General features: G+C 58.2%; 10 protein-coding genes. 5 read left to right on the plus strand and 5 right to left on the minus strand.

What is annotated here, in order from left to right:
* The 3 genes from AC2CGQ_RS01960 to AC2CGQ_RS01970 all read right to left on the minus strand — a co-directional run bounded on the left by AC2CGQ_RS01960 (position 1) and on the right by AC2CGQ_RS01970 (position 3,767).
* Positions 1-735: a LytR/AlgR family response regulator transcription factor gene (locus tag AC2CGQ_RS01960; RefSeq protein WP_004936341.1), complete on the minus strand. Its 735-nt coding sequence runs from the start codon at positions 733-735 to the stop codon at positions 1-3.
* Positions 732-2,423, minus strand: coding sequence for a sensor histidine kinase (locus AC2CGQ_RS01965; protein WP_033632451.1), 1,692 nt, complete (start codon positions 2,421-2,423; stop codon positions 732-734). The genes AC2CGQ_RS01960 and AC2CGQ_RS01965 overlap by 4 nt, the downstream gene beginning before the upstream one ends.
* A gap of 99 nt (positions 2,424-2,522) precedes the next feature.
* Positions 2,523-3,767, minus strand: coding sequence for a DUF1479 domain-containing protein (locus AC2CGQ_RS01970; RefSeq protein WP_172574867.1), 1,245 nt, complete (start codon positions 3,765-3,767; stop codon positions 2,523-2,525).
* A 168-nt stretch (positions 3,768-3,935) separates the two neighbouring features.
* Here AC2CGQ_RS01970 and AC2CGQ_RS01975 point away from each other — a divergent pair, with 168 nt between their 5' ends.
* The 3 genes from AC2CGQ_RS01975 (at position 3,936) to AC2CGQ_RS01985 (ending at position 6,459) form a co-directional block, all read left to right on the plus strand.
* Entirely contained in the window at positions 3,936-4,475 is a 540-nt protein-coding gene (locus AC2CGQ_RS01975; RefSeq protein ID WP_015378646.1) for a GNAT family N-acetyltransferase, read from the plus strand.
* A gap of 119 nt (positions 4,476-4,594) precedes the next feature.
* Positions 4,595-5,824 carry an alanine transaminase gene (alaC, locus tag AC2CGQ_RS01980; RefSeq protein WP_004936329.1) on the plus strand — a complete coding sequence of 410 codons (1,230 nt, stop codon included), beginning with the start codon at positions 4,595-4,597 and terminating at the stop codon, positions 5,822-5,824.
* A 110-nt stretch (positions 5,825-5,934) separates the two neighbouring features.
* A complete protein-coding gene (locus tag AC2CGQ_RS01985; RefSeq protein ID WP_044030756.1) occupies positions 5,935-6,459 on the plus strand; it encodes a cytochrome b in 525 nt (174 codons plus the stop codon).
* A 66-nt stretch (positions 6,460-6,525) separates the two neighbouring features.
* On the opposite strand, the gene ypdK is transcribed toward AC2CGQ_RS01985, so the two are convergent.
* A complete protein-coding gene (ypdK, locus tag AC2CGQ_RS01990; RefSeq protein WP_099782600.1) occupies positions 6,526-6,600 on the minus strand; it encodes a membrane protein YpdK in 75 nt (24 codons plus the stop codon).
* 367 nt (positions 6,601-6,967) lie between these two features.
* Here ypdK and AC2CGQ_RS01995 point away from each other — a divergent pair, with 367 nt between their 5' ends.
* Complete coding sequence (locus AC2CGQ_RS01995; RefSeq protein ID WP_484593437.1) at positions 6,968-7,738, plus strand: CDP-diacylglycerol diphosphatase; 771 nt, start codon at positions 6,968-6,970, stop codon at positions 7,736-7,738.
* A 274-nt stretch (positions 7,739-8,012) separates the two neighbouring features.
* On the opposite strand, the gene AC2CGQ_RS02000 is transcribed toward AC2CGQ_RS01995, so the two are convergent.
* Positions 8,013-8,450 carry a type II toxin-antitoxin system HicB family antitoxin gene (locus AC2CGQ_RS02000; RefSeq protein ID WP_004936322.1) on the minus strand — a complete coding sequence of 146 codons (438 nt, stop codon included), beginning with the start codon at positions 8,448-8,450 and terminating at the stop codon, positions 8,013-8,015.
* Between the two features lie 581 nt (positions 8,451-9,031).
* Here AC2CGQ_RS02000 and pgaA point away from each other — a divergent pair.
* Positions 9,032-11,488, plus strand: a complete 2,457-nt coding sequence (gene pgaA / locus AC2CGQ_RS02005) for a poly-beta-1,6 N-acetyl-D-glucosamine export porin PgaA (RefSeq protein WP_075686108.1) — start codon at positions 9,032-9,034, stop codon at positions 11,486-11,488.
* Positions 11,489-11,498: the final 10 nt, after the last annotated feature.

Consider the following 11,498-nt stretch of genomic DNA (forward strand, 5'->3'; position numbering starts at 1 on the left):
TTACAGGCGCATCAGCTTGCGAAATTCTTTCACCTTGCTGCGGCTGACCGGCACTTCAAACTCAAGATCGCTCAGCCGCAGAATGTAGGTATTGTTGAACCAGGGCACGATCTCGCGGATCTTGGCCAGGTTAACGCAGTAAGAGCGGTGGCAGCGGAAGAAATGCTCTTCCGGCAGCCGGCCGTAAAACTCGGTGAGGTTCATCGGCATCACGAATTCTTCCCGGCGAGTATAGACCCGCGTCACCTTTTCATCGGCGGCGGCGTAATAGATGTCGTTGATGTCGGTAACGATGATCCGCTCGTCTTTGATCAGGTTGATGCTGTGGCTGCCGCGGCTCGGCGCGCTGGTCGGTTCCGCCGCGCCGGCGGGGCGATGATGCAGCGCCTCCAGTTTTTGCAACATGGTGACGATGCGCGCCTCGTGATAGGGCTTGAGGATATAGTCGAACGCCTCGATCTCGAAGGCTTCCACCGCGTGTTCTTTATAGGCGGTGATGAACACGATAGACGGCCGATGGGCGAACTTGCTGATGTTTTGCGCCAGCAGCACGCCGTCCAGCGACGGGATGTTGATGTCGAGGAAAATGGCGTCGACCTGGTGGGTTTGCAGGTATTTCAGAACGTCGAGGCCGTCCTCGAAGGTAGCGACGATATCGATATTGCTGTGTTTCTTGATCAGGTAGCTGAGTTCTTCCTGCGCGAGGAATTCGTCTTCCACGATGATAGCTTTCATGAGGCCTCCCCGACCGGCGGCGCGCTCGGTTCCTGATGCAGCTTGCCGCCGTTTTTGCTGATATAGAACGCGATTTCGGTGCCCGGCTCCAGGCGGCGGATATGCAACCCTTCACCGTACAGCAGCGACACGCGGTGATGCACGTTGAGCAGGCCGATATTGTGGCCCGGCATCTCGTTGCGCGCCACCCGGTCGATGGTTTCCTGGTTGATGCCGTGGCCGGTATCCTTCACCGAAATTTTCACCCGATCGCCCTGATCTTTCACCGCGATCACCACCACCCCTTTACCCTTGCAGGGCTGGATGCCGTGCACGATGGCGTTCTCCACCAGCGGCTGGATCAGCAGGCTCGGAATGCGCACCGAGACGTCGTCGTCGATGTCGTAAATCACCGTCAGCTTGGCGCCGAAGCGCGCTTGTTCGATGGCGATATAGTCCTGAATCTGATGCAGTTCCTTACGGATATCGATCAGTTCGTCGTTCAGCTCCAGGTTGTAGCGCAGGTAGCGCGACAGGTTGATGATCAGCTGGCGCGCGGTGTCCGGATTCAGGCGGATAGAGGAAGAGATGGCGTTCAGCGCGTTGAACAGGAAGTGCGGGTTAATCTTGCTCTGCAGCGCGCGCATTTCGGCTTTATCCGCCATCTGGCGCAGATGCTCGATGCGCGAAACCTCCATCTGGGTGGAGATGATCTGCGACAGCCCGACCGCCATCACCTTCAGCGTGTTGGTGATCTGGTGAGCGTGGCAGTAGTAAATTTTCAGCGCGCCGGTTACTTCGCCCTTTTCCCACAGCGGCACCACCAGCTGCGAATGGATCTGCGGCGCGGCCGGGTTTTCCAGGTTGTTTTTGATGATGATTTTGCCGTGGCGAATGCTTTCGCGGGTAACGCGGCTCAGCCCTTCGCGGCCGATTGGGTAGGCTTCGCGCCCCACGCCAACGTAAGCCAGCACCTGATGGGTATCGGTGATCGCCACCGCGTCGGCGCGGATGTCCTGGCGGATGATATCGCAGATGGTGGCCAGCGATTCGCTGTTGATGTTGCGGAAATAGGGCAGCGTCTTGTGGGCGATATCCAGCGCCAGCTTGGCCTGGCGTGCGGCGATCACCTCTTTTTCATCTTCGACGCTCTGCACCAGCAGCACGATCAGGCCGATGCACACCGTGCCGAGGATCATCGGCAGCGCGATCTGCGACACGATATCCAGCCCAAGCTCGGTCGGCTTGGCCCACAGCACGATCAGCAGCATGGTGAGGGATTCGCACAGCATGCCGCCGACGATGCCGGCGCGCCAGCGCTGCTCTTTTCTCACCTTGAGGTTGATGTAGCCGGCGCTGATGCCGGCGATGATGCTGGTGATGAGGCAGGGCACCGAGGTGATGCCGCCGATGTCGATCAGATAGCGGTGCACCCCGGCGATGATGCCGGTGACGATCCCCACCCAGGGGCCGAACAGGATGCCGCCGGCCATGATGGCGATGACGCGCACGTTGACCAGCGATCCCTCAACGTTGATGCCGGAGTAGGTGCTGAACAGCGCGAACAGCGAGAAGATCGCCGTGACGATGCCGAGCTCGAGCGGCGTATGGTCTTCTTTTTGCAGCAGTTGGCGGAACAGCCGGGTGCGGGTCAGAAAAAACAGACAGATCAACATCAGCGCGGCGCGATCAAACACCGCCAACAGCATTTCAAAAAAAGGGTGCACGACGGGTTCTCGCTGCGGCCTACGGATGACGGCAGTATACCACAGCGAAAGAGGCCCGTGGCGCGTGCCACGGGCGGGCGGTCAGCGCATGCCGAGCTGCGTTTTGCCCAGCGGCGTCAGCAGATCGGCGGTGGCGCGGCCGTCAAAATCCACTTCGAAGTCGTCGGGAGCGAAGTCCGGCGGCGTTCTGCCGTCGATAAAGCTCGGCAGTTGGCGCTGCAGGTAGGCGTCGTTTTTCGCGCAGCCCGGCGCGGCGGCGATGTACATCACGTTGCTGTCGAACTCGCCGTTATGCTCGTTCTCCACCGCGTGGATCACGTCGCAATGCCAAAATACCGTGTCGCCCGGCTCCAGATCGGGAATAGGGGAAATCCCACTTAATAAAAGGGGATGCCATTTTTCCGAGATCGACAGCGCGCGGCCCGGCGCCGCATCGCACAGATCGTCGTCGGCGACGTCGTCCTGCAGCGCGCGCAGCAACACATAGGCCATGGCGTTGGCGATCGGCACCAGGTTCAGCGTGCCGGCGTTGGTGCGTTGCGGCGTCAGCGCCGTCCAGCCCTGGAAGGTGCGGAACATCGAGCAGACTGCCGGGGAGGCTATTTCGCGCACTTCGGTGCGGCCGTCGGCGGCAAAGGGATCGTACTGCTGCCAGTCGCCGGAGAACACGTGGCGATACACATAGCGGAAATTCTCGTCCAGCCAGCGCTCGATGGTGCCGCTGTCGACGTGCGGCGACAGGCCCAGCGACGAGGAGTTCGGCGGGCGGCGGCGAGTGCGATCGGCGTAGGTGGCGATGCGGGTCGGATCGAAATGCTGCTTGCCGTTGCTTTCGGTGGCCCACAGGCCGTTGAGGAACACCTGCACCGCATGCATGCGCGCATCCTGCCGCGCTTCGACCTGCGGCTTTGACCAATAGATGCCATAAATCTGTGGCTTGCTGGCGGCCAGCTTGCCGAAATAGTTGTCTTCGGCGGCGTTTTTCAACCGCTCGACGAAGTTGTTGCGCTCGAGATAGTCGCCGATTTCCCGGTTCCAGCCCTCGGCCTTGGCGCGGGGAAACACGCCGCGAATGGCGCAGGCGCCGCGCTGCTTGATCAGCGCTATCTGTTGATCGCTGACGCGCTGCTGCAGGATATCTTCCGCGTCGATCTGCGGCACCGGATTATGGCCGGCGGCCAGTTCGCGGCGGATCTGGTCGACCTGGCCGCGGATGTTCTCCTCCAGCGCCAGAAAAACTTCGCGGTAGTTCGGCAAGGCCTGGCGCAGCTGGCGCTTGACGTTAACGATCGTCTGCGGAATATCATCGATGACTAAAGAGGCCATGGTGTTCTCCTGGTGCCGCGTGAGTCACTGCGGCGGACGGTTGTAGGGAATCGGGCAAGACGTTATGGTTTTGTGGTTTTAACGTGAATGATTATCGGCAACCAATCGGGGAAAATAAAGAGATATCTTTCATTCGTAAGTTCCTCTTTTTCGTTTTTCGGAGATTTTATGAAGCTGGTCACTGAACGCTTGTACTTACAGTCGATAACCGCCGAGGACTGGCCGCTGTTTCTGCGCCTTTACCAGGATCCTGAGGTGATCCGCTATATCGCCGATCCGCTCAGCGAAGCGGCGATCCGCGAGCGTTTCGACGCGCGGCTGCCGGCCTGGGACAAACACGGCGATCAGTGGCTGTGTCTGGTGATGCGTGAGAAGCACAGCGGGGAGGCGGTGGGCATTACCGGCTTTCGCCCGCAGTGGCTGCCGTATCGGCAGGCGGAGGTGGGATATGGCAGTTTGCCCTCCGGCCAGGGCAAGGGCTATGGTAAGGAGTCGCTGCGGGCGGTGCTGGATTTTGCGGTGAACGCCTGCGGTTTTCACAAGCTGACCGCTACCGTGACCTCCGGCAACCTCGCCTCGCGCGGCCTGCTGGAGTCGTGTGGTTTTCAGCTGGAAGGCACGCTGCGCGATAATTTCCGCCTGGCGGGAGAGTGGCGCGACGACTGGCTGTTCGGGCTGTTGGCGGCGGAGTTTCAGGGCGGCAAATAAAAATATCGCGCCGGGTATCGACAAGCTCGCCGGCGCTGCGCTATGTTCGATATTCGGTCAGTTCGCTGGCCAGCGTCGCTCGGACGGTCCGGGCGCTAACGTTTATCGAGGAATCCCCTATGGCTGATAACAGTCCACAGCGCCGTTTTACGCGCATTGAACGTCTTCCCCCTTACGTATTCAACATCACCGCCGAACTGAAGATGGCCGCACGCCGTCGCGGTGAGGATATTATCGATTTCAGCATGGGGAACCCCGACGGCCCGACGCCGCCGCACATCGTGGAAAAACTGTGCGCCGTCGCCCAGCGCGACGACACCCACGGTTATTCCACCTCGCGCGGCATTCCGCGCCTGCGCCGCGCCATTTCGCGCTGGTATGCCGATCGTTATCAGGTGGATATCGATCCGGAAAGCGAAGCCATCGTCACCATCGGTTCGAAAGAGGGGCTGGCACACCTGATGCTGGCGACCCTCGATCACGGCGATACCGTGCTGGTGCCGAACCCCAGTTACCCGATCCACATTTACGGCGCGGTGATCGCCGGCGCCCAGGTGCGTTCGGTGCCGCTGGTGGACGGCGTGGATTTCTTCAGTGAACTGGAGCGCGCCATTCGGGAAACCATTCCGCGCCCGAAAATGATGATCCTCGGCTTCCCGTCCAACCCGACTGCGCAGTGCGTGGAGCTGGATTTCTTCGAGCGGGTGGTGGCGCTGGCCAAACAGTACAACGTGCTGGTGATCCACGACCTGGCCTATGCCGACATCGTTTATGACGGCTGGAAAGCGCCGTCGATCATGCAGGTGCCGGGGGCGAAAGACATTGCGGTGGAGTTCTTCACCCTGTCGAAAAGCTACAACATGGCCGGCTGGCGCATCGGTTTCATGGTCGGCAACCCTGAGCTGGTCAGCGCGCTGGCGCGCATCAAAAGTTATCACGACTACGGCACCTTCACGCCGCTGCAGGTGGCGGCCATCGCCGCGCTGGAAGGCGATCAGCAGTGCGTGCGCGATATCGCCGAGCAGTATCGGCAGCGCCGCAACGTGCTGGTGAAGGGGCTGCACGAGGCCGGCTGGATGGTGGAAAACCCGAAGGCGTCGATGTACGTGTGGGCGAAAATCCCCGAGCCTTATGCCCACCTCGGTTCGCTGGAGTTCGCCAAGCGCCTGCTGGCGGAAGCCAAGGTCTGCGTCTCGCCGGGCATCGGCTTCGGCGACTACGGCGATACCCACGTGCGCTTCGCGCTGATCGAGAATCAGGATCGTATCCGCCAGGCGGTGCGCGGCATCAAGGCGATGTTCCGCGCGGACGGGCTGCTGAAGCCGGGTAAAGCCGGCAGCGCCAAATAACCCTGTCAGGCCGGGCGTTCGCCCGGCCTTATTTTTTCCGTCCCAAGGTTTTCTTCATTATTTCCCCATTATGCTCAACTACGCTGAATTTTATTTTTTGGACAGAGTGTATGAGCAACCGCTACGCGCGATCGCAAATTGTTTTACATTGGCTGACGTTGCTGATGGTGATCCTCACCTATGCGGCGATGTTGCTGAAAGATTCGGTGCCGGAGGCGTGGGTGCCGATGGTCAAAAATCTGCATTTCAACTTTGGGGTATCGGTCTTTGCCCTGATGCTGATTCGGTTGGCGGTGCGCTCTTTCCACGCTGCGCCGCCAACCACGCCTCCGCTGGAGGAGTGGCAGGAGGTAGGCGCGAAGATTTTCCATTGGCTGCTGTACGTGGTCTTCCTGATGTTGCCGCTGCTGGGCATGTTAACCCTGGCCTACGGTGGGAAATCGTGGTCTTTGCTGGGCTGGCCGATGCCGCAGTGGGTGACGCCGGATCCGGTGATGCGCAAGCTGGTCAAAACGGTGCATGAGACGCTGGCAAACGTTGGCTACTTTATCATTGGCGCGCATGCGCTGGCGGCGCTGTATCACCACTACCTGCGCAAGGACGACACCCTGCGCCGCATGATGCCGGGCAAATGAGCGCTAGCCGAAACGACAAAGGGACGCTTGCGCGTCCCTTTGTCTGTGTTCCTGGTGTGGCTGCTGTCAGGCAACCATCAACATGAAGGTGCCAACCCAGGCAACCAGCATGAATGACACGCCCATCAAAAAATATTTCACTGAACAACTCCTGTCTGGAGTCCTCGCCAGCAATGATCCCGATTGTTGTGCTGAGTATTTTATGGGCAACCTGCTTGTCGGGCGGATTCTTCCAAGCGGAAGAACAACGTCCTCGAGCGCGGGTTGTCCGGTTGTCGCGCCTCATGCTCCGTGAGGTAAAATCCGAACCGCGACAGGATCGGCGCTAATGTACTCTCAATACTGGTCTGATTTCAATACTGTGTTTTTGATCACAATTTTAGGCTATTTTTTAAACAGGGTGCGCTGTTTTATAACGCTTTTTATTTATGTTTACCTATAGTAAGTTTCGACGCTAGGATAGCGTTGTAACGTAGGCTGGCTACAATCGAAAAGGATTTTTAATTTTTTGTTATTAAAGTTTTTTTTTAAAGCATCGGTGCTTTTTTTGATAGCGGCCCCGCCGTCTGCTTTTGCCAGTAATGCTTTGTGGCGCGTAGTGAATAATCTATGTGTGTTTAACTATCAATATTTAGGAACACCATTTCCCTGCGATAAAGTTTCAATGGATGAAGGTGTCGCTCGTGGCTATGCCATCGTACGCGATCTTGAAAGCCGCTATCATTATTTGCTCGTGCCAACGTTGAAAATGGCGGGAGTCGAAAGTCCGGAACTGTTATTAGCTGATACGCCAAATTATTTTGCGTTGGCTTGGCAGAATCGACATGTTCTGGAAGAGGTTTATGGCTCTTCATTGCCACGAGAAGCTTATGCTTTAACAATAAACTCGCAGCGAGGCCGTACTCAAGGGCAATTGCACATTCACATTTCATGCTTGAAACCGCATGTCAGACGCAGTATAGACCGCCAGCTACCTAATATTGGGGATGAATGGACACCGTTGAAAGACAACTTGGTTGGGCAACATTATTTAGGTATGCGAATAAGGCAAGCGGATTTGGACGGTGTGTTTCCATTTATCAATATAGGTCATGATCTGATTGAAAAAAACGCGGATATGAGAAAGTTTGGTGTGGCGGTCGTCCCCGTTACTTTTGAAGATAAACAACAAGGGTTTATTTTATTGGCTGACGAGGAAGGGGCGATGAAAAACAATACGGGGCACACTGAGAATTTGCTTGATTTTTCTTGTAAGAACTTTACCACGCATTCCAGTTAGCGATACGTCGTGAACAAAAAGCCCGCCGTGTGGCGGGCTTTAAAATCGGGTATTGCAATACGGTGGCAGGCGCTCAGGCGACGGCGTTGATGCCGGTCGCCAAAATGACCCAAAAAACGAGACAAGACAGCAGAATAACGGCCCAAATATGACGGCGACTCCACTCCATTTTTAGCCTTCGTTGTTGCGACAAGTGATTAGGTAGCCATCATATCGGCGCAAAACGGGGGAAATTTAGCCCCCCTGGATAATATTTCGCTTACCTGCCGCTAACTTATTGGCAAACTTCGCTTATCGTCACGCGCACTTCGTAGCCCAGCAGATACAACGCCTGCTCCAGCGCTTCCACCTTCGAGGCGTAGCCGATATCCAGTAACCGCTCCATTTGCCCGCCGTTGAAACCCAGCTTGCGCGCCAGCGCCGCTTTACCGGTGTTTTTGCGCAGCATCGCGTTGTGCAGTTCGATCTTCAGCGCCACCAGCGCCGGCAGATGTACCCTCAAATCATCGGTTTGCGAAGGAGAAGGGGCGGGCAGGGGCAGCCCTTCATCCATCGCGGCGGCGATGGCGGCCAGCAGGCTTTCCTGCGCTTCCAGCTCGATGTCTTCGCGTTTATAGCAGGCAGATTGCCACTCGGGGAAGTCGTGGAAACCGATCTGCCAGGCGTCGCTGTCGCTATCGAAGGTGTAATGGGCGGGGTAGTGGCTGTACATGGCAATCCCTGATTGAAACCAGAATGAGGCGCTATTGTGACGGCATGCTCGGGAGATAGCCAGCATGAATGTATCCGTGGGAGAATTTAAATTGAATTGAATAATTATTAGCAGGCAAATTTAATTTTCGTGTTAACAATAATCTTGTTATTTTCTCCAACAAGGCAGGTTATTTAATTGGATGTTTGGATTAATATTCCTGTCGATCGGTGATAATGAGAATTAAAATCAAATATCACACCGGTTTTTATACAATTTCACACGAAAGAGTGAAATTAAGAATATTGGTCATTAATGTGTTTTATCTTATTGATTTATATTATTTTAATTTTTGTTATTTCACTTATTGATAATTGTGAAATTCCAGTTTCAGGCAGATATCACCTGGCTGCGGTATTCATTGGCAGATTTATAAAATACTCTTTTTAGGCAAAGGCGCATTCGATTCTATTTAAGCGTGCGCCAGACAGAAATATTCATTACTCCATGCTTATTACCCGGCGGCTCTAGCCGACTTTTCGGGTGCCTGCTCGCATTTCTACTTTGCCAGGACAGCAGCTCACGGATTAAAGGAATACCTCGTGCCTAAAGTTAACTCGCGTTCATTACGCTTTACCGAACGCCACGCCACCAAATATGCGGCGTCATTGCTGTTTATCGGTTTATCCCTGCCGGCCACCGCGCTGGCGGATGAACGCTATGACGCGCTGATCCGTCAGGCCAGATCGGGCGATACTGCGCCGGTGCTGGCGTATTTATCGCAGCGGCGCGCTCAGGAGGGGTTGAGCCTGCAGCAGCGAGCCGATTATATCCAGGTGGCCGGGTGGGCCGGCCACGATGAAGAGGTAGTCGCGCTTTGGCGTGCCGACGGCGCCGCGCTGCAGCGGGATAGCGCCAGTCTGGCGACGGCGGCTCGCGCCTATCGCAACCTGAAGCAGTGGCAACCATCGCTGCGACTGTGGCGTACGGCGTTGCAGCTCGCTCCCGCCGACGGCGGCTTACAGCGTGGCTATGTGATGACGCTGGCGGATGCCGGGCAGGATGCGCAGGCGCAAACGGAGGCGGCCAAAGCGGAGAAGCTGCTGGAGCCGGCGACGTGGTATCTGACGCGCGCCTATGTGGACCAGGCCGCCGGCCGCAGCTGGGCGGCGCTGGAAAACGCCACTCATGCCCGCGCGCTGGCGCCGTCCGACACCGGAATTCAGGCTTATTACGTGACGCTGCTGGCGGCGAATCGGGTTGCGGATCCGGCGCTGCGTGAAAGCCAGGGGCTGACATTGCCGCCCGTGCAGCAGCGGCGCCTGCAGGCGGATGAAGCCGCCGAGCTGGTGCGGTTGTCGTTTATCGATGCTCGCGGCGAACAGGAACGTTTCGTCATCGCCGATCGCGCGCTGGCGCGCTATGACCAACTGCTGACGCAGTGGCGGCCGCTGCCGGAGGCGCAGGACAGCTACCAACAGGCGCGTATCGATCGCCTTGGCGCGCTGCTGGCGCGTTATCGAATGGCCGACGTGGTGAGCGAGTATCAAACCCTGCAGGCGGAAGGGCGCACGGTGCCGGATTATGCCCAGCGCTGGGCGGCGTCCGCCTACCTCTATCTGCAGCAGCCGGACAAGGCGCAGGCCATTTTCGGCCGCCTGAACGCCGCCGCACCGCAGGCGGTGACCGCCGAAGACGAAACCGATCTGTTTTACGCGCAGGCGGAGAACGAACGCATCGATCAGGCGGCGCTGCTGGCGCAGCGCGTCAGCCAGCGCTATCCCTACGCGACCCGCCTGTACCAGCTGCCGACGCTGGCCTACAACGATGATTGGCTGGTCGGCCAATCGCTGCTGGCGCAGTCGCGGGTTTATCAACGCGATCTGGCCGAGGCCGAACGGCAGCTGACCCATCTGGCGCGAACGGCGCCGGGCAATCAGGGTCTGCGCATCTCCTTGGCCAGCGTTTATTTGGCGCGCGGCTGGCCGCGTCGCGCCGAGGAGGAGTTGAAACAGGTGGAAGGGCTGGAGCCGCGCAGCCTGCCGTTGGAGATCCAGCAGGGCTATGTCGCGCAGGGGTTGCAGGAGTGGCGCCAACTGGATTTGCTGGCCGACGACGTCATCCAGCGCGCGCCGGAAAGCGTCGCCGCTCAGCAGTTTGAACGTTCGCGCCGCATTCACCATATGTCTGAACTGCGCATCAGCGGCAATCAGGGCATCGATTCCGACGGGCCGGTCAGCGGCAGCCACGATTTCGGCATACACGCCGCGCTCTATTCACCGCCGATCGACGACAACTGGCGGCTGTTCACCGGCTGGGGATTCAACACCGGCCAGTTCGACGAGGGCAAGGGCATCAACCGCGATCTCAGCGCCGGTGCCGAGTGGCGCTCGCGCGATCTGTGGCTGGAGGCCGAGGTGGCCAACCGCAACTACGGCCACGGCAATGAGCTCGGCCTGCGCCTCTCATCCTGGTATGACCTGAATGATCAATGGCGCCTCGGCGGTTCGGTGGCGCGCCTGTCGGCCGAGACGCCGCTGCGCGCGTTGACCAACGGCATCAGCGCCAACGGCGGCAACCTGTGGCTGCGTTGGCAGCAGAACGAAAGCCGCGAGCTGCGCGCCAGCGTGGCGCCTTCGCACTTCTCGGACGGCAACAACCGGCTGGAATACGGCCTGGAAGGGCGGCAACGGCTGCTCGCCGGCGCCCGTTATCGGCTGGACATGAACCTGACGCTGTCCGGCAGCCGCAACAGCCAGGAGAACGTGCCGTATTACAACCCGAAGCGCGACTTCACGCTGCTGCCGTCGTTAACGCTCGATCACACCCTGTATCGCCATTATCAGACCGAGTGGAGCCAGCAGTTCCAGGCCGGCGCCGGCAGCTATTGGCAGCGGGACTATGCGCGCAAGCCGATCACCCAGCTGGGTTACGGCCAGCGCGTCAGCTGGAACGGAGTGCTGGACGCCGGCGTGATGCTGCAGTTTGAGAAGCATCCGTACGACGGCAAACGCGAGCGGAACATCGGCGTGACGTTTGATCTGAATTATCGTTTTTAAAGGAATCATC

This window comes from Serratia sp. DFXYC6 (genome assembly GCF_057196085.1).

Coding starts and splice junctions, on each gene's coding strand:
- AC2CGQ_RS01960 (WP_004936341.1), bottom strand. CDS start 735: ATGAAAGCTATCATCGTGGAAGACGAATTCCTCGCGCAGGAAGAACTC.
- AC2CGQ_RS01965 (WP_033632451.1), bottom strand. CDS start 2,423: ATGCTGTTGGCGGTGTTTGATCGCGCCGCGCTGATGTTGATCTGTCTG.
- AC2CGQ_RS01970 (WP_172574867.1), bottom strand. CDS start 3,767: ATGGCCTCTTTAGTCATCGATGATATTCCGCAGACGATCGTTAACGTC.
- AC2CGQ_RS01975 (WP_015378646.1), top strand. CDS start 3,936: ATGAAGCTGGTCACTGAACGCTTGTACTTACAGTCGATAACCGCCGAG.
- alaC (WP_004936329.1), top strand. CDS start 4,595: ATGGCTGATAACAGTCCACAGCGCCGTTTTACGCGCATTGAACGTCTT.
- AC2CGQ_RS01985 (WP_044030756.1), top strand. CDS start 5,935: ATGAGCAACCGCTACGCGCGATCGCAAATTGTTTTACATTGGCTGACG.
- AC2CGQ_RS02000 (WP_004936322.1), bottom strand. CDS start 8,450: ATGTACAGCCACTACCCCGCCCATTACACCTTCGATAGCGACAGCGAC.